This window comes from Paraburkholderia sp. EG286B, from assembly GCF_040965655.1.
Taxonomy (GTDB): Bacteria; Pseudomonadota; Gammaproteobacteria; order Burkholderiales; family Burkholderiaceae; genus Paraburkholderia.
In genome coordinates this window covers 1-17,875 of record NZ_JBFRCF010000016.1, presented here as the reverse complement: position 1 = coordinate 17,875, position 17,875 = coordinate 1, and the positions used below count along the sequence as shown (strand labels likewise).

Sequence of the window (17,875 nt, the reverse complement as noted above, 5' to 3'; positions counted from 1 at the left end):
CCGGCAAGCGCCGAAGGCCCCTTCAACCGAATGATAAATCGTTCTTGCACAATCGTGCAAAATCGAACATAGTTCAACTATAGGTACTTTCGGCAATGCCGGTACCGGCTATCGAACGACTAATGGAGACTGGAACCATGGCTGGCGCGCTGCGACTTGAAGACTTCGACGATCCGACGTTCAACCCCTTTTTCGAGGATTCGCTCGCTTACGGAGCCGATGCCAACCCGTATCCGCGCATTGCCGAACTGCGCGAAAAAGGCACGGTTCAGGAAGGGGACTATCGTGTGCTGATGGGCGGTGCGGCGGACCTGACGATGTCCGACGTCGCGCACTACTGCGTATTCGGATACGACGAGGTCTCGCAGGTGCTGGGCGATCCGGCTACGTTCTCGAACAAGTCGTACGAGCGCAATATCGGCATCAGCTTCGGACGCAGCATTTCGACGATGGACGCGCCCGAGCACCCGCGCTACCGCCGCATTTTTCAGAAAGCGTTCTTGCCGCACACCGTGGCGGCATGGGGCGACACACTGGTCGATCCCGTGGTAAGCGAACTGATGTCGAAGTTCGTGGATCGCGGGCATGCGGATCTCGTCAACGAGTTCACGCTTCACTATCCGTTCAATATCATCTACCGTCAGCTCGCATTGCCGCCGGAAGACGTGAAGATCTTCCACAAGCTGGCGATCGCGCAAACGCTGGTGTCGATCGACGTGGCGCACGGCGTGGAAGCGTCGACGAAGCTGGGTGCTTATTTCGCGCAACTCGTCGAGGCGCGCCGCAGCAATCCGGGCGACGATCTCGTCAGTGCGCTGGCCACTGCGGAAGTCGATGGCGAATTGCTTCCGGACGAAGTCGTCATTTCGTTCCTGCGCCAGCTCGTAAATGCGGGCGGCGACACCACCTATCGCGCAACCAGCGTGCTGCTGCTCGCGCTGCTGCGCGATCCCGCGCAGCTCGAAGCGGTGCGCCAGGATCGTACTCTGGTCGCGCAGGCTATCGAAGAGGCGCTGCGCTGGGACGGCCCCGTGTTGATGCAGTCGCGCTTGGCGACGCGTGACGTCACGCTCGGTGGCATCGAGATTCCCGCAGGCGCATTTCTCGACGTGCTGGCAGGCAGCGCCAATCGTGATCCCAGCCGCTTCCCCGATCCGGACAAGTTCGACATCTATCGCAAACCAGCTCACCGGCATTTCGCGTTTGCATATGGACCTCACGTGTGCATTGGTCAACACCTCGCGCGCGTGGAGATGACGCGCGCGCTCAACGCGATCCTCGACCGCCTGCCCAATCTTCGTCTCGATCCGGACGCCCAGGCTCCGCAGATCAACGGCATCATGATGCGCGTTCCGCATTCGATTCCCGTCGTCTTCGGCTGATCAGAACAAAGCCGGCCTCACGGGCTTTGCACGAGGCCGACCAACAAGGCAAGTGCCGCCGGACAACTCGCGCATAGAGTTGCCCGGCGCGCACCGACGGCGGAGAACGCATTGATGACGGAGTTTGACTATGTCGTGGTTGGCGCGGGCGCGGCGGGTTGCGTGCTCGCCAACCGTCTTTCGCAAAGCGGGCGCCACACGGTGCTGCTTGTTGAAGCAGGACCCGAGGATCGCAGTCCCCTGATCCGGATGCCCAAGGGTTTCGGGAAGCTGCTGGGCGATCCGGCGCACGCCTGGTTCATCCCGGTGCAGCCCGACGACGGCAACGGGCACCGCAATGAAATCTGGCTTCGCGGCAAGATGCTCGGAGGTTCGAGCAGCATCAACGGCATGGTGTACATGCGTGGACATCCTGACGACTACGACGGATGGGGCGAACTGGGCGTGGAGGGCTGGAGTTGGCAGAACCTGTCACCGTGCTTCAGGCAGATCGAAGATCACGCGCTGGGCGCCGACGAACTGCGGGGTTCGGGCGGCCCACTGAAAGTCTCGCCATATGCACAGCGCAACCGTATTGGCGACGCTGTTCTCGAGGCGTGCCGATCGCTTGGCATTCGGCGCGTGGAGGACATCAACCGGCTCGACCACGAGGGCGTGGCCTATCTGATCTATACGATACGCAAGGGACAGCGGCAGAGCTCGGCCGAAGCCTTTCTGAAACCTGCTCGCTCGCGCAAGAACCTCACGGTCGTTACCGCGACGCAGGCCGCCCGAATCGTGTTTGACGGTACGCGCGCAACTGGCGTGCAATGCGAAAGCGCGGGGCAGCAGATCGTTTACCTTGCACGCCGCGAAGTCGTGCTGTCGGCTGGAGCGATCGAGTCGCCGCGGCTTTTGCAGTTGTCGGGCATTGGCGATCCCGGCCATCTGCAGTCGCTTGGCATTCCGGTCGTGGCAGCAAGCCCGGGCGTCGGGCTCAACATGCGCGAGCACTATCTGTATATGATGCAGGCGCGTTTGCAGGAGTGGCGCGATTCGCAGAACCGGCAGTTCAGCGGCCTGCGCCTGTGGCGCAACGCGATGCAGTATTTCCTGTTCCGTCGTGGCGTGATGTCGCTCGGCTCCTATCAGGTGGGTGGTTTCGTCAAGACTGCTCCCGACGCGAAGCGCCCCGACGTTCAGTTGATGATGGCGCCGTACTCGATGGATTTCGGCGCGGCCAGCTATGCGTTCGAGACGTTTCCTGGCATGCAGCTTTTCAGCTATCCACTGCGTCCGCGCAGTGAGGGACACGTGAGGATCCAGTCGGCGGACCCGCGCGTGCCGCCCGAAGTCGTTGCGAACTACCTCGCCGATTCGTACGACCAGCGGATGGCCGTCAACGCATTCCGCCTCATGCGAAACGTGCTGGCCGCCGATCCGCTCGCTAGCCTGCTGGAAGGAGAAACGCGTCCAGGTTCCGCCGTTCAGACCGACGCCGAAATTCTCGACCTCTACCGGCGCGATGGACAGTCCGGCTACCACGCTTGCGGCACCTGCAAGATGGGCTCCGATCCGCTTGCCGTGCTCGATTCGCGCTTGCGCGTGCGGGGCGTTGAAGGCCTGCGCGTGATGGATCTCTCCGTGACGCCCACGATGATTTCCGGTAACACCAACGGCCCCATGATGGCGATGGCATGGCGCGCCGCCGGCCTGATCCTCGAGGACGCACGATGAGCTGTCTCGAGGACTATGGCAAGCGCTTTGCGAACATCGAATTCGAGCGGCGCGATGGCGTTCTACAGGTGCGCCTGCACACGGATGGCGGCCCCCTCAAGTGGGGCGCGCTCGACGGCAGCATTCACAGTCAGCTGGGCGAGGCGTTCTATCAGATCGCACGCGACCTCGAAAATCGCGTAGTGATCCTGACGGGCACCGGCAATGCTTTCTGCGACGCCATGAACTACGCCGAGCTGCCGGCGGAACCGCTTGCGCAAATCTGGCCGCGCCTGCAGCGCGAGGGGCAGGACTTGCTCATGCAACTGCTGGACATTCCGGTTCCCGTGATCGGCGCAATCAACGGCCCGGCGCACATTCACGCCGAGTTACTCGTGCTCTCCGATATCGTGCTCGCGTCCAGTCACGCCGAAATCTCGGATCAGGCGCACTTCGTTCACGGCGTCGTGCCGGCGGATGGCGTGCAGATCGTCTGGCCGATGTTGGTCGGCCATAACCGCGCACGCCACTTTCTGCTCACCGGCGAGCGCATGACGGCGCAACGCGCGTGGGAGCTTGGCGTGGTCGGCGAAGTCCTCGCCCAGGAAGCGCTGCTCGAGCGCGCCTGGGAGATCGCCCGCGGCCTCGCGGCGAAGCCGATCGAAACCCTGCGCTATACCCGCGCGGTCTTTGCTCAGCCATTCAAGCGTCGCATGGTCGACGAACTGGGCTACGGACTCGCGCTTGAAGGGCTTGCCGGTATTGCTGCGCAGTCTGGCAAGACCTAGCCCGTCAAAGCGACATGTTCACGAATGGGAGACACGATATGGACCTGACAGTGCAAACATTATCCGAGCGAAACGCGCTTGTTCAACAAGCGCTCGACCGTGCGACGCGGGAAGGCGGCGAGATCGGCGTGCAGGTGGCGGCCTATCTGAATGGCAAGCTCGTGATCGACGCATGGAGCGGCGTGGCCGATCCGTCCACCGGCCGGTTGGTTGACGGCGATACGCTCTTCAACGTCTATTCGGTGACGAAGGCCGTCGCGGCAACCGCGCTGCACATTCTGGCGGACCGCGGACTCATCGAATACGACGCGCCGGTCACGCGCTATTGGCCGGAGTACGGTGCGCACGGGAAAGACAAGACGACGGTACGCGATGTGCTGACTCACCGCGCCTGCGTGCCGCAGATGCCGGACGGCGTGACGCCGGAACTGATGTGCGACTGGCAATGGATGACGCGCGCCATCGCGAACCTGGAGCCGCTCGCCGAGCCGGGCACGAAGACGCTTTATCTTTCGATGACCTTCGGCTGGATCGTTGGCGAACTGGTCCGACGCGCCGATCCGAAGAAGCGCTCGCTGGGCCGTTTCGTTCAGGAGGAGATTGCGAAGCCGCTCGGTATACACGATCTCTGGATTGGCATTCCTGATGAGGTCGAGCCACGCGTCGCTCGTCTTACCGACGCAATGGTGCCGGTTCCCGCGGAATACCTGCCGCCTCTGTTCCTGCGCTCGATGCCGCAGCAGGTCGCATTGACGCCGCAGGTGTTCGAGCGCCCGGACGTACGGCGCGCCGAGGTGGCGGGCGTGGGCGGGATCTTCAATGCGCGTAGTGAAGCGCGTTTTTGGGCGATGCTTGCGTGCGGTGGTGAGCTGGACGGCGTGAGGATCCTTTCGAAGGAACTCGTGGCCACGCTGAATACGCCGCGCGCCAACAGCGAAGAGCCGGACCCCGTAATGTTCGGCTTTCCGATTCCGATCACGATCGGCGGCTTCTGGTTCGGCGGCAATCATCCGCCGGTGACGGCGGCGCGTTCGCCGCGCGCATTGTGTCATCCGGGGCAGGGCAATTCGATCGGCTGGGCGGACCCGGACACGGAACTCGCGGTGGCAATCTGCCACAACAAGCTGTTCAATCCGACCACGCCGGAAGAAGATCCGCTGCTCCCGATCGCCGTTGCGATTCGTGAAGCGCTGGATCTGGAGTGATCACCGCAATGGTCATGGATATCACGTATTTGCAGCAATGGACCGGACGCACCGAGGAAGTGCAGGACCAGGTCACGCTCACGCCGATGGCGGCGCTCGGCGCCATGCTCGACCGTGACGAACCGTCTGCTGCGGCGGGCGATGACTTGCCGCCGTTGTGGCACTGGCTTTATTTTCTGCCGGTTCATCGTCAGTCGATGGTCGGATCGGACGGTCATCCAAAGCGTGGAGGTTTCCTCCCGCCTGTCGACTTACCGCGGCGTATGTGGGCGGGCAGTCAACTCGAGTTTCTGCGGCCGCTGAAGGCGGGCAGCGCGATTACGCGGCTTTCTCGCATCGAGAGCGTTGCACACAAGCAGGGACGTACCGGCGATCTCGTGTTCGTCAAGGTCAAGCACGAGGTCAGCGACGTTGCCGGACTCGCGATCGTCGAACGCCAGGATATCGTTTATCGAGACCATCCGGCTGCGAGCGAAAAGCCGGCTGCGCCACAGGCCGCGCCCGCGAGCGCTCAGTGGGCGCGCGAGGTCGTTCCCGATCCCGTGCTGCTGTTTCGCTATTCGGCGCTTACCTTGAATGGTCATCGTATCCACTACGATCGGCCATACGCGACCGGCGAAGAGGGATATGAGGGGCTCGTCGTGCACGGCCCTCTGCTCGCCACGCTACTTATGGACTCGCTGAGATCCGAGCTGCCGGGCGTGCGCGTGCGATCGTTTTCGTTCCGCGCGATCAAGCCGGTGGTGGACACGTTACCTTTCTATGTCTGCGGGAAGCGGGACGAATCGGACCCCGGCAAGGTGATCTTGTGGATTTCGGGTAGCGATGGGTCGTTGCGCATGGAAGCATCGGCCGTGCTCGCCTGATGTGTTGAATCCGGTCCGCCAACGTGTTTTAACTTCCGCGGACCGGTCTCTGAACTGGAGTTTTATGCGTTCGTTTCTTTTTGTGCCTGGGAGCAAACCCGAGCGATTCGCCAAGGCGCTCGCGGCAGGCGCCGATGCAGTGATCGTGGACCTCGAAGACGCCGTCGCGGACGTGGATAAAGCGTCCGCGCGCGCACATGTTGCCGATGCCGCGCGAACATTTGTGGCTGCGCCTGTTCGCGTGCTGTTGCGCATCAATGGCGCTGGCACTCAGTGGTTCGAGGATGACCTCTCGCTTGCAGTGCTCGACGGTATCGATGGCATCGTGCTGCCCAAGGCGGAGAACGCGGCAGCGCTGACCGCTGTCGCCGTGGCAACGCAGAAGCCGATATGGCCGATCATCGAATCCGCCGAGGGCGTCTGGAACGCGTTGGAAGTGGCGCGCATGCCCGGTGTCGAGCGGCTCATTTTCGGCTCGGTGGACTTCGAACTCGATCTCGATTGCGATGGTTCATGGGACGCGTTGCTGCACGCGCGTTCGCGCATCGTGCTGGCCTCGCGTGTAGCCGGAATTCAGTCTCCGGTGGATGGCGTAACCGTGGCGATCGATGACGAACGGCAACTCGCGCATGACGCGTCGAAGGCAAGATCGCTGGGTTTCGGCGGCAAGCTGTGTATTCACCCGCGCCAGGTTGCAGCGGTCAACGCTGCGTTCAGCCCAAGCGCAGATGAAATCACCAAGGCGCGGAAAATTGTCGAGGCATATGAGCGCGCTGAAGGCGGGGCAGTGTCCGTGGATGGACGGATGGTGGACTTGCCGGTCTTGCTCAAGGCAAGACGCATCGTCAGCTTGTCCGAAAAGACCGAAAGCGTGCGTGGTTCGGTAGAAGGGTAAGGGGAATTGCGGGGCGCCCGCGCCGCCACCGAAAGATGTGGCGCGGGCGTGGTCCAACTGTGCTTACACCGGATCCCACGGCGTGAGCGCCATGGAAGGCACGTTCGGGAAGAAGCTCGACTCGAACGCCGGCATGACCTGTTCGGCAATCGCTTCGGGCGTCCAGCCGCCGTCGCGATGCAGTGAGCGGATCATGCGGATCTGGTTGAAGAAGTAGATTTCGTTGGCGCGCACACCGAAGATCTGGCCCGAAACCTTGGCGGCCTGGTCGGAAGCGAGGTACACGGCGAGTGGCGCGATCTTGCGCGATTCCATGCGCTTGAGAATCTCGACGCGTGCCTTTTGCTCCGGCGTTTCCGAGGGAATCGAGGCCGTCATCGCGGTCCACGCCCACGGTGCGATGCAATTCGAACGCACGTTGAATTTGGCCATGTCGAGGGCGATCGACTTGGACAGACCGACGACACCCATCTTGGCGGCCGAGTAGTTGGCTTGCCCGATATTGCCGATCAGACCCGACGTGGAGGTCATATGAACGAAGCTGCCGCCGTTTTGCGCCTTGAAATGCGGAGCCGCCGCACGCGCCACGAAAAACGACCCGTTCAGGTGGACGTCGACCACGGCCTTCCACTCGTCGAGGCTCATGTTGAAGAACATGCGGTCACGCACGATGCCGGCGTTGTTCACCACACAGTCGATGCGGCCGAACGTGTCCAGCGCGGCCTGCACGATCTTCTGCGCCGAATCCCATTCGGCGACGCTGTCCATCGAGGCAACCGCTTGTCCGCCGGCCTCCTTGATTTCCGCGACAACGCGCTGTGCGGCGAATTCGCCGGTTTCGGCGTTGCGACCGAGGTCGTTGACGACGACCTTGGCGCCGTTCGCCGCGAATTGCAGCGCGAAGTCGCGCCCGATGCCGGCACCCGCACCCGTTACCACTACCACCTTGTCCTTGACGAAATCGCTCACTCTTGTCTCCGTTCGATACAGGCGTTGATGTAGAAATGCTCGCCTCGGTATAATAGCAAAACTGAACGACGTTGCATAATATGAACGCCGACGCATTGACGCAGAGTGTGGCGATTCATCCATTCGAAGACGACGAAATGAAAGGAGACGCAAGATGAATCATACGAAAGGCTGGACCGTGCCGGACCATGTTCCGCGAGACCTTGTGGTCGATTTCGACTATATGAACCCGCCTGACGCACAAGACGATGTTCATCTGGCATGGAAGTCGCTGCACGCGGGGCCCGACATCGTATGGTCCCCTTACTATGGAGGCCACTGGATCGCCACGCGAGGTGAAGATATCGAGGCGATGCAGAAGGACCATACGCGCTTCTCGCATCAAAGCGTCAACATTCCGCCGCTCAACGAGTCGCGGCTCGTGCCGCTCGAACTCGACCCGCCTGAGCACACTGCGTACCGCAACCTGATCACGCCCGCTTTTCTTCCGCAGGCAATCGCGTCGCTCGAGAGCGACGTGCGCAGCCTCGCAATCGAGTTGATCGAAAAGATCGCTCCGCGAGGCGAATGCGAGTTCGTCTCGGAGTTCTCGAAGATCCTGCCGATCGTGATTTTTCTGCGTCTCGCAGACCTTCCGTTGAGCGATCGCGAGCAACTGCTCGAATGGGCGGAGTGGGCCGTACGCGGCAATCTCGACGAACGCATCGAATCCCAGCATCGCCTTGGCGGCTATATCGCCACCTGGGTGGAAAAGCGCAAGGCCCAGGCGGGCGGCGATCTGGTCAGCCTGATTGTCAACGCACAGGTCGATGGCAAGCCGATCAGCCCCGAGCGCATGTTCGGGATGTTTATCGTCGTGCTGTTCGGTGGCCTGGATACCGTCGCCTCGATGATGGGTTTCATCGCACGTTTCCTCGCCGAGAATCCGGCGCACCGGCAGCAACTCATCGAGAATCCGGAACTGATGGTGTCGTCGGTCGACGAATTGATCCGGCGCTTTGGCGTGGCGAATACCGCGCGGCTCATTACCGAGGACATGGAATACAAAGGCATCCAGTTCAGGAAGGGTGACCAGATCCAGTTGCCGAACTCTCTGTTCGGCCTCGACGACCGCAAGTTCAGCAACCCGCTTGCCGTCGACCTCACGCGCAAGCCGGTGATGCACGCGGCTTTCGGCAACGGACCGCATCGCTGTCCGGGATCGTTTCTCGCGCGCACGGAGATCAAGGTGTTCCTGCAGGAATGGCTCAAACGCATTCCCGATTTCCGCATTCGCGAGGGCGACAAGCCACGATGCGGCTCGGGCTCGGTCAACGGCATGCTTTATCTGCCGCTCGCCTGGGACGTAGCGCCCTGAAATAACCCCACCTCAACGACTCATAGACGATCATGAAAAAGTGGCAATGCATTTTTTGCGGGTTTTACTACGACGAAGCGGCGGGACTTCCGGCGGAGGGCATCGCGCCCGGCACCCGCTGGGAAGACATCCCGGATGACTGGGCATGCCCCGAGTGCGGCGCGACCAAGGCCGACTTCGTGATGGTCGAGGTGGAGGCCTGAGGGTTAGGGCACGCGCACGGCGCCAGGCCGTGCGCTGCGTCGCCCAGTGTCAAACGCGCTCGAAGACGGCGGCGATACCCTGGCCGCCGCCGATGCACATGGTCTCGAGCGCATATCGTCCCTTTCGACGCGTCAGTTCGTGCAGGAGCGTCGTCATGATCCGCACGCCCGTTGCGCCAATCGGATGGCCGAGCGATATGCCGGAGCCGTTCACGTTGAGCCGGTCGGTATCGTGCCAGTTCCAGCCTTTGAGGACTGCCAGCACCTGGCATGCGAACGCTTCGTTCACTTCGACGAGATCCATCTGATCGAGCGAGAGACCCGTGCGCGCCATGAGCTTCTGGACCGCAGGCACGGGGCCGATGCCCATGCGTGACGGCTCGCAGCCGGCGGCGGCCCAGCCGGTCAGCCAGGCGATGGGTTCGAGCCCGAGCGCTTCGATACGGTCTTCCGCAACCACGAGGCAAGCGGCGGCGGCGTCATTCTGCTGGCTGGAGTTGCCGGCGGTCACCGTGCCGCCCGGCATCAAAGCGCGAAGCTTGCCGAGACTTTCCATGCTGGCGTCCGCCCGGAATCCTTCGTCCCTGGAGAAACGGAGCGGCTCGCCCTTCTTTTGGGGCACGCTGACCGCAACGACTTCCTCGGCCATGCGGCCCGACTCCCACGCCGCCGCCGCGCGCTGGTGGCTGCGTAACGCGAATTCGTCGGCGGCCTCGCGGCTGATGCCATAGTCGGTGGCGAGATTTTCCGCTGTCTCGATCATGCCGGAGATATAGCCGAAGCGAGATTCGGGCTGCGAGCGCTCGCGGCCGCGTGCGAGACGGTCGTGAAACTGAACGGAGCCCGAACGGGCGCCCCAGCGCATGTCCGTGCTGTAGTACTCGATGTTGCTCATGCTTTCCACGCCGCCGGCCAGCACCACGTCGGCGGCGCCGGTTTGCACCATCATCGCCGCGGTGGCGAGGGCCTGCAGGCCGCCGCCGCAGCGACGGTCCAGTTGCATGCCCGGCACTGCCACGGGCAGGCCCGCCTGCAGCGCGATCCAGCGGCCCACGCAGGGCGTTTCGCTGCTCGCGTACGATTGTGCGAACACGACATCGTCGATGCGAGCGGGATCGAGTCTCGCTCGCCGGATCGTTTCGTTCGCAACGAGTGCGCCGAGTTCTTCGACGGAGACACCGCGCAGGCTACCGCCAAAGGTGCCGACGGGCGTGCGTACGGGGGACACAATTGCTGCGCGTTTCATGGGACAGTTCCTTGCAGGGTTTCGAGTTTCTGATTCGGGCCCGATGGCAATCAGGCGACGAGCGTCGCACTTCCGGAACGATTGGAAGGCGGGGCGCCGGCCATCTGGTCGATCGCGCCACGATGGTCCGGATGGGCGATCGCAAGCATGCGCTCGCGCCGTTGCCGCAGCGTCAGTCCGCGCAGATCGGCTACGCCGTATTCCGTCACCACGATCCCGGCGTCGCTGCGCGGCGTGCTAACCGGTCCGGTCAACGACGCGACAATGCGGGTGGCGCCCTTGCCAGCCGTGGAGGGCAGTGCGATGACGGGAACGCCGCCATGAGAGCGTCGCGCGCCGCGCAGGAAGTCGAGCGCGCCGCCCACTGCGCCCACGTACACGCCCCCCGCAATTTCGGCGTTGATCTGTCCGCTCAGATCAACTTCGACCGCCGAGTTGATGGCGACGAAGCGATCGATGCTCGCGAGCACATGCGGGTCGTGCGTGTAGCGGGTCGAACGAAACTCGATGGCGTCGTTGCGGTGCGCGAACTCGTGAATGCGGCGGCCACCCATCATCACGCCGGCGATGGTCTTGCCTATGTCGATGGATTTGCGCGCATTGTTGATGACGCCGCTTAGCATTAGATCGGCGACTTTGTCCCCAATCGTGCCGGAATGAATGCCGAGGTTTCGACGATCGGAGAGGCAGGCAAGGATCGCCTCTGGAATCGCGCCGAGACCAAGTTGAATCGTGGCGCCGTCATCGATCAAACTTGCCGTGTACCGCGCAATCGCCAGTTCCGTTGCGCTTGCTGCGCTGGGCGAACTTTCGGGTAGAGCGCGCGACGTCGGCAGGATGAAGTCGATCTCATCGTCGCGAAGGTAGCGCTCGCCGTACGTCCAGGGCGCCTGCTCATTCACCTCTGCGACGACGACGCGCGCGTGCTTCAGTGCCGGAATCAGATACTCGTGCGCAATGGAGAGGCTGTAGCGACCCAGTGAATCGGGCGGCGCCAGCTGCAGCAGCAAGACGTCGATGGGAAACTGGCCCGACTCCATCATCTGGGGAAACTGCGAGTAGTGGCACGGAAGAATATCGAGTGCGCCAGCCTTGGCCAAAGCGCGGTTGGCGCCTGTGCCGCAGTACGAAACGAAATCGATGCAGTCAGCGTGCTCCGGCCGGCACGTGTCGAAACGACTAGCGCCCAGAAAAATCCGAAACGCGCCGATGCCGTGCCGTTGCTCTAGCAACTTTCTCGTGAGTGGGAGGGGCTCCGCGTTCGATTGACCCCACGCGACGGTATCTCCGGGACGAACGATGGATGCGAAGTCGACGGAGTCCGCCTCTAGCAGTAAAGGCATGATGTTGTTCGCGTCAGTGCGTAGTTTGAGTCGTTTGCGCAACGGCATAGATGTCGTCGTACTGCCCACGCACGGCGCCCGACGCGATGACTTCCACGATCCGCTCTTCGCTGTAACCGATGCTGCGCAGTACGGCTTCCGTATGCTGACCAAGGCGCGGAACGGCGAGCGGCGGCGCCGCAGGCTCCATACGGAAGTGCATCGGGCTTGCAACGTGTTTGCGTCCGGACGGATCGCTTTGAATCATCGCGCGCTCATGCGCATGTGGATGGTCGAGCGCTTCGGCGAGCGAGAGCACCGGCGCGACGCTGATGTTTCGGCCCTCGAACCAGTCGAGCCATTCATCGAGAGTGCGGGTCAGGAAGGTACGCGTCAGGAATGCGCGCACCCGCGTCTGACCGTCGCCGGCCGGACCGATGGCGTCGCCGACCAGATCCGGGCGGCCGAGTGGCGTAAGCAGGTTAGTGGCAAAACTGCGCTCCCGGCCGCCGAGGCAGAGCCATTTCGAATCGGCGGTCTCATAGCTGCTGAGCAGTGCGAGCCCGCTGTCGTCGTCTGGCGTTTCCTGAGGTGAAACGTCCGGCGTGTTGAGCAAGCGGCCACTCAGATACGGCTGCGCCGTGAGCGCCGCATCGAAGAGCGAGACGTCGATATAGTCGCCGCGCCCGGTTTCCCGCGCGCGCAGGAGTGCCATCAACACAGCGGACAACGCCGTCAACGAACCGGCGAGCGCCGCGAGCGACGGCCCCGTGGTAACGGGCATCCCGCGGCTATCGCGCGGCAGCGTGCCCGCGAGCGCTTGAATCACCGGATCATGGGCGGGCAGTTGAGAGAGCGGGCCATTCTGTCCAAATGCGGTCATCGCGCAATAAACGAGTCGCGGGTTCGTCCGGCTCACCGTGTCGTAGTCGATGCCAAGGCGGGCGGCCACCCCCGGCCGCGACGATTCGATCACCACGTCGGCCTCGTTCATCAGCTTGAGCGCCGCCTCGCGTCCATCGGGATGCTTCAAGTCGAGGGCGATGCTGCGCTTGCCGCGGTTGATCGCGGCGAAGAACGCGCCATCCGTGCCCGGTGCACCGCGTGTGGGGTCACCGGTGACCGGTTCGATCTTGACGACTTGCGCCCCGTGTTCCGCGAGATTGGCGGCGAGGAACGGACCCGGCATGAACTGTGACAGGTCCACCACGCGAAGACCGGTGAGTTTCATGCGAGAGCGGCTCCGAAGCCGAGCTGGCGTTGCGCGATCGCGGCAGCCTCCTTCACGATGCGTTCGATCAGTTCCGCACAAGTCGGCAGGTCGTGGATGAGACCGGTCACGATCCCGGCGGGGAACGCGCCGCCTTCGACTTCTCCCGTGCCGAATGCGTCCATCCAACGCTTGGCTCCGGTCAGCGCGTAGAGGTCGGCATGCGTCACGTGCCCGCTGCGCTCGAGTTCGAGCGCGGCGAGGCTCACGCTATTCTTGATCACACGGCTTGCATCGCCGAGCGAGCGGCCGACCACCACCGTATCGCGCTCCGTCGCTTCCAGCAGACGTTGCTTGATCGCCGGGTGGACCTGCGATTCTTGCGTGAGCATGAAGCGCGTGCCCATATTGATGCCGTCCGCACCGAGCGCCAGAGCCGCCATCAGACCGCGCCCATCGGCGAAACCACCGGAGGCGAGAATCGGCACCTTCAGCTTGTCGGCGGCGGCGGGAATCAGGATCAGTCCCGGGATATCGTCTTCACCGGGGTGCCCCGCGCATTCGAACCCGTCGATGCTGATGGCGTCTGCGCCGAGCGATTCGGCCTTTACCGCGTGGCGGACCGTGACGCACTTGTGGACGACCTTGACGCCCTGCGCCTTGAATTCGGCGATGTATTTCGCGGGATTGCTACCTGCCGTTTCCACGACCTTGACACCCTGCGAAACGATGGTGCGCACATACGCGTCATAGTCGAGACCGGCATTCGCGCCGAGTACGGTCAGATTCACACCGAACGGCTTGTCCGTGAGCGAACGCACTTTGTCGATTTCACGCGCGAGCGCGTCGGCGCTTGCATGCGTATGCGCGGAGATGAACCCAAGACCGCCCGCGTTACCTACGGCCGCTGCCAGTTCAGCCCGCGCCACCCAGCGCATGCCGCCTTGAATGATGGGGTATTGAATGCCGAGTAGTTCAGTAATACGGTTGACGTAGGGTTTCATCACGTGCCTGTAGTCTGGGGAGGGAGTGTGGGTGCCAGAGGAGGGCGCTGGATGCGCGCGGCCTGGCGTGCTCGGTTAGCCACGGCAGAAGTGGCATTTTCAGCGATTCAACAATCGCGGAACTGCGGCTTGCGTTTTTCGGCGAAGGCTGCCATGCCTTCCTTGCGGTCTTCGGTGGCGAAGGTCGAATAAGCCATGCGCCGCTCGAACAGGATGCCTTCGGCGAGGCTCGATTCGTAAGCACGGTTGACGCACTCTTTCGCCATCGCCACGACCGGTTGCGAGAATCGCGCGATTTCGTCGGCTGTTTTCAGCGCTTCGCCGACGAGCGTATCGACGGGAACGATGCGGCTCACGAGCCCGCATCGTTCGGCTTCGACAGCGTCCATCTTGCGGCCGGTGAGGATCATATCCATCGCCTTCGATTTGCCGAGCACGCGCGTGAGGCGCTGCGTGCCGCCGGCGCCGGGAATGGTTGCGAGCGTGATTTCGGGAAGGGCGAAACGCGCGTTGTCGGCGGCCAGAATGAAATCGCACATCATGGCCAGCTCGCAGCCTCCGCCCAACGCGAGACCGGCGACGGCGGCGATGACCGGTTTACGGCAACGCGAGGTGCGCTCCCAGTTCGAAGTGATGAACTGGTTCTTGTAGACGTCCATGTACGTCCATTCGCCCATCATCTTGATGTCGGCTCCGGCGGCGAATGCTTTTTCGCTGCCGGTGAGCACGATCGCGCCGATGGCAGGATCGGCCTCGAGGCCGTCGAGTGCGGCCGTCAGCTCGTCCATCAACTGGTTGTTCAGCGCGTTATAGGCATGCGGACGGTTCAGCTTGATCAAGCCGGTCTTGCCGTGAATTTCGACGATGATCGTCTCGTAGGCCATGGTCTTTCCTTGCGGGAATCAGGGTGAACACTTAAGCCAGCATCGGTATCTGCCCGGCCTCGGTTGTGTTGGCTGTGGCACCCCGTTCAGACTGCGCCGGGTCGTGCCGCGCGTTGCCAAATTTGTGAACGACGTTTATGATTCTGAATGTGTGACCCGGCTTTGTCAATTGAGCCCATGGTCAGATTTGCTAACGGAAAACACCGCGAGGAGACAGTGCATGACGACTCGTCACGAGGACGGACAGATTCGCGTTGAACAACGCGGGAACCTGCTTTTGATAGGGATCGACCGGCCGGAAAAGCGCAACGGCTTTACCCCGAAGATGTTCAAGGAACTAGCCGCCGCTTACACGCAGCTCGAGAACAGTAGCGATTTGTTCTGCGGTCTGGTCTATGCCGAAGGCGACCACTTTACGGCGGGGCTCGACATGCCGAAGATCGCGCCGCTGCGCCGTGAGGGCAAACCCTTGCTTCCGGAGGGCGAGGTCGATCCGTTCAACTTGCGCGCGCCGCTGCGCACCAAGCCGGTCGTCATCGCTCTCAAGGGGATCTGCTTTACGGTCGCGGTCGAATTGATGCTCGCGTCGGAAGTGGCCGTGGCCGCCGATAACTGCCGTTTCTCCCAACTTGAAGTGAAGCGGGGGATCATGGCAGGTTGTGGTGCGACGTTCCGCATGGTCCAGCGTGCCGGCTGGGGCAACGCGATGAAGGTGCTGCTCACCGGCGACGAGTTTACTGCCGAGGAGGCGCGCCACATGAACTTCGTTCAGGACGTCGTGCCGGCGGGCCAGGAGTTCGACCGCGCGCTTGCTATCGCAGAGCGAATCGCCTCGCAGGCGCCGCTCGCCGTGCAGGCCACGATTCAGAACGCGCGTGTTTCACTGGGGCAAGGCTGGCAGGATGCCTACGCGACGATTCAGTCGACGCAGCAGTTTCTCTACAACACGGAAGATGCAAAGGAAGGCGTTCAGTCCTTCATCGAAAAACGTACGGCGAAGTTCGTCGGACGCTGATGCATGGCTTGCGGCGCGGCCGGTGTGAATTCAAGGGGACAGTTTGATATGACAAAAGGCGCGTTGACGGGGGTTCGCGTACTCGACCTGAGCCGTATTCTCGCGGGGCCCTGGGGGGCGCAGATGCTGGCGGATCTCGGCGCGGAGGTCATCAAGGTCGAGCGTCCGGGCAAAGGGGACGATTCGCGGCAGTTCGGCCCTCCGTTTCTCATGGATCGGGAGGGCAAGGTCACGCGCGAATCGACGTTCTTTATTAGCGCGAACCGCGGCAAGAAGTCGATCACGTGCGATATTTCGACGCCCGACGGGCAGACGCTGATCCGCTCGCTGGCTGCGCATTGCGACGTGCTGCTCGAGAACTATAAGGTTGGCGACCTGAAACGCTACGGGCTCGACTATGAGAGCCTCAAGCTCGTCAATCCCCGCTTGATCTACTGCTCGATAACGGGGTTCGGACAAACCGGGCCGTACAGTCCCCGCCCCGGATATGACTCGATTTTCCAGGCGATGGGCGGTCTGATGAGCGTCACGGGCAACGGCGACGACGTGCCAGGCGGCGGACCGATGAAAACCGGGCCCAGTCTCGCGGACATCCTTTGTGGACAGTACGCGGCGTCCGCGATCATCGCCGCGCTCTATCATCGCGACGCGGCGCAAGGCGGCAGTGGGGAGGGGCAGTACATCGACCTGGCGCTGCTGGATGCGATGATCGCCGCCACATCGCACTATGCGAGCCAGTACCTCGTTGCGGGGCAGGTTCCGATCCGGCGCGGTACGGAGGGAAACGGCGGCATGCCGTCGCGCATGTTCCGCTGTGCCGATCGCGACATCATGATCGTTGCTGGCAACAACGAACAATACGCGCGGATGTGCCAGGTCCTCGGGCATCCCGAACTCGCCAGCGACCCACGATTCAGCGAGATTGCACTGCGAGTGAAGAATCGCCGCGCGCTTGGCGAAGTGTTCGAACCGCTTATCGCCAAATGGCAAAGCGATGAACTGCTGGCGGCTCTCGACGCGGCTGGGGTGCCGGCGGGGCCGATCAACAATCTGGAACAAGTGTTCGCCGATCCCCATGTGCAGGCGCGTGCGATGTGTGTTGAAGTCGCGCATCCGCTCACCGACGAGGCGGTCCGTATGGTTGCCAATCCGGTGAAGATGTCGGGCACGCCTATCGATTCGTACGGAGCGCCGCCGATGCTCGGGCAGCACACGGACGCCGTGCTGCGTGATGTGCTGGGTATGTCGCAATCCGATATCGATACCTTGCGCGAAAAGAAGGTACTTTAGAAAGCAGGATTTTGCGAAGAGCAGCCCTTCGGGGCTGCGCTCTTTTGCGGACTATCCATATCAATCAGGACAACGAATGTCTCTGCGGTTGCGAGACATTCACATTCGGGGATGGTTGCGGGGTTGCTCGAACCCTCGGCAGCCAACTGGTTTGTTTCGTATCACGCTTTTGCAATCAGGGGTTCTTTGATGCACATTGGAATACCCGCAGAAACCCGGGCGAACGAAACCCGCGTGGCCGCGACGCCGGAGACAGTCAAGAAGTACGTCGCCCAGGGCCACACGGTCACGATCCAGGCCGGCGCGGGCGTCGGCGCGAGCTATCCCGACGAGGCCTACACGGCCGTGGGCGCGCAGGTCGCCGATGCGGCCACGGCCTTCGGCGCGGACCTCGTGCTCAAGGTCCAGTCGCCCACCGTCAGCGAATTGCCGTTCATGAAGCGCGGCGCAGTGCTGGTCGGCATGCTCGATCCCTTTAATGCGGAGAACGCCGCGAAACTCGCCGAGGCTGGCGTGACGGCGTTCGCGCTCGAAGCCGCGCCGC

The 17,875-nt window shown here is 62.6% G+C and carries 16 protein-coding genes and 1 pseudogene; 11 read left to right on the top strand and 6 right to left on the bottom strand.

The window, feature by feature from the left end; genetic code table 11:
- The first annotated feature begins 137 nt into the window (after positions 1-137).
- The 6 genes from AB4Y42_RS29600 (at position 138) to AB4Y42_RS29575 (ending at position 6,831) form a co-directional block, all read left to right on the top strand.
- Positions 138-1,382: a cytochrome P450 gene (locus tag AB4Y42_RS29600; RefSeq protein ID WP_368696213.1), complete on the top strand. Its 1,245-nt coding sequence runs from the start codon at positions 138-140 to the stop codon at positions 1,380-1,382.
- Positions 1,383-1,496: 114 nt separating this feature from the next.
- Entirely contained in the window at positions 1,497-3,098 is a 1,602-nt protein-coding gene (locus AB4Y42_RS29595) for a GMC family oxidoreductase (RefSeq protein ID WP_368696133.1), read from the top strand.
- Positions 3,095-3,865: an enoyl-CoA hydratase/isomerase family protein gene (locus tag AB4Y42_RS29590; RefSeq protein WP_368687460.1), complete on the top strand. Its 771-nt coding sequence runs from the start codon at positions 3,095-3,097 to the stop codon at positions 3,863-3,865. Before AB4Y42_RS29595 ends, AB4Y42_RS29590 begins: the two co-directional genes overlap by 4 nt.
- A gap of 50 nt (positions 3,866-3,915) precedes the next feature.
- Positions 3,916-5,070 (top strand): serine hydrolase domain-containing protein, encoded by a 1,155-nt coding sequence (locus tag AB4Y42_RS29585; RefSeq protein WP_368696132.1) that lies wholly within the window; start codon positions 3,916-3,918, stop codon positions 5,068-5,070.
- Positions 5,071-5,078: 8 nt separating this feature from the next.
- Complete coding sequence (locus AB4Y42_RS29580) at positions 5,079-5,936, top strand: MaoC family dehydratase N-terminal domain-containing protein (protein WP_368687462.1); 858 nt, start codon at positions 5,079-5,081, stop codon at positions 5,934-5,936.
- Positions 5,937-6,000: 64 nt separating this feature from the next.
- Positions 6,001-6,831 carry a CoA ester lyase gene (locus AB4Y42_RS29575; protein ID WP_368687463.1) on the top strand — a complete coding sequence of 277 codons (831 nt, stop codon included), beginning with the start codon at positions 6,001-6,003 and terminating at the stop codon, positions 6,829-6,831.
- A gap of 63 nt (positions 6,832-6,894) precedes the next feature.
- Here AB4Y42_RS29575 and AB4Y42_RS29570 read toward each other — a convergent pair whose 3' ends face one another.
- Entirely contained in the window at positions 6,895-7,800 is a 906-nt protein-coding gene (locus tag AB4Y42_RS29570; RefSeq protein WP_368687464.1) for an SDR family NAD(P)-dependent oxidoreductase, read from the bottom strand.
- A gap of 154 nt (positions 7,801-7,954) precedes the next feature.
- On the opposite strand from AB4Y42_RS29570, the gene AB4Y42_RS29565 reads away from it, so the two are divergent.
- The gene (locus AB4Y42_RS29565) at positions 7,955-9,157 is read left to right on the top strand and encodes a cytochrome P450 (protein WP_368687465.1); all 1,203 of its coding nucleotides are present in this window, start codon (positions 7,955-7,957) and stop codon (positions 9,155-9,157) included.
- Positions 9,158-9,189: 32 nt separating this feature from the next.
- Positions 9,190-9,360: a rubredoxin gene (locus AB4Y42_RS29560; protein WP_008917747.1), complete on the top strand. Its 171-nt coding sequence runs from the start codon at positions 9,190-9,192 to the stop codon at positions 9,358-9,360.
- Between the two features lie 49 nt (positions 9,361-9,409).
- Here the strand turns inward: AB4Y42_RS29560 and AB4Y42_RS29555 are convergent, their stop codons facing one another.
- The 5 genes from AB4Y42_RS29555 to AB4Y42_RS29535 all read right to left on the bottom strand — a co-directional run bounded on the left by AB4Y42_RS29555 (position 9,410) and on the right by AB4Y42_RS29535 (position 15,026).
- The gene (locus AB4Y42_RS29555) at positions 9,410-10,606 is read right to left on the bottom strand and encodes an acetyl-CoA C-acetyltransferase (protein WP_368687466.1); all 1,197 of its coding nucleotides are present in this window, start codon (positions 10,604-10,606) and stop codon (positions 9,410-9,412) included.
- Positions 10,607-10,656: 50 nt separating this feature from the next.
- The gene (locus AB4Y42_RS29550) at positions 10,657-11,949 is read right to left on the bottom strand and encodes an acetyl-CoA hydrolase/transferase family protein (protein WP_368696212.1); all 1,293 of its coding nucleotides are present in this window, start codon (positions 11,947-11,949) and stop codon (positions 10,657-10,659) included.
- A gap of 13 nt (positions 11,950-11,962) precedes the next feature.
- Positions 11,963-13,159 carry a CaiB/BaiF CoA transferase family protein gene (locus AB4Y42_RS29545; protein WP_368696131.1) on the bottom strand — a complete coding sequence of 399 codons (1,197 nt, stop codon included), beginning with the start codon at positions 13,157-13,159 and terminating at the stop codon, positions 11,963-11,965.
- A complete protein-coding gene (locus AB4Y42_RS29540; protein ID WP_368687468.1) occupies positions 13,156-14,142 on the bottom strand; it encodes an NAD(P)H-dependent flavin oxidoreductase in 987 nt (328 codons plus the stop codon). The genes AB4Y42_RS29545 and AB4Y42_RS29540 overlap by 4 nt, the downstream gene beginning before the upstream one ends.
- A gap of 107 nt (positions 14,143-14,249) precedes the next feature.
- Entirely contained in the window at positions 14,250-15,026 is a 777-nt protein-coding gene (locus tag AB4Y42_RS29535; RefSeq protein WP_368696130.1) for an enoyl-CoA hydratase, read from the bottom strand.
- A gap of 220 nt (positions 15,027-15,246) precedes the next feature.
- Here AB4Y42_RS29535 and AB4Y42_RS29530 point away from each other — a divergent pair, with 220 nt between their 5' ends.
- From AB4Y42_RS29530 to AB4Y42_RS29520, 3 genes and pseudogenes are all read left to right on the top strand, one after another.
- Entirely contained in the window at positions 15,247-16,041 is a 795-nt protein-coding gene (locus tag AB4Y42_RS29530; protein ID WP_368687470.1) for a crotonase/enoyl-CoA hydratase family protein, read from the top strand.
- A 48-nt stretch (positions 16,042-16,089) separates the two neighbouring features.
- The gene (locus AB4Y42_RS29525) at positions 16,090-17,331 is read left to right on the top strand and encodes a CaiB/BaiF CoA transferase family protein (RefSeq protein ID WP_368696129.1); all 1,242 of its coding nucleotides are present in this window, start codon (positions 16,090-16,092) and stop codon (positions 17,329-17,331) included.
- 189 nt (positions 17,332-17,520) lie between these two features.
- Positions 17,521-17,875 (top strand): annotated as a pseudogene (locus AB4Y42_RS29520) (NAD(P)(+) transhydrogenase (Re/Si-specific) subunit alpha); the annotation flags it as partial.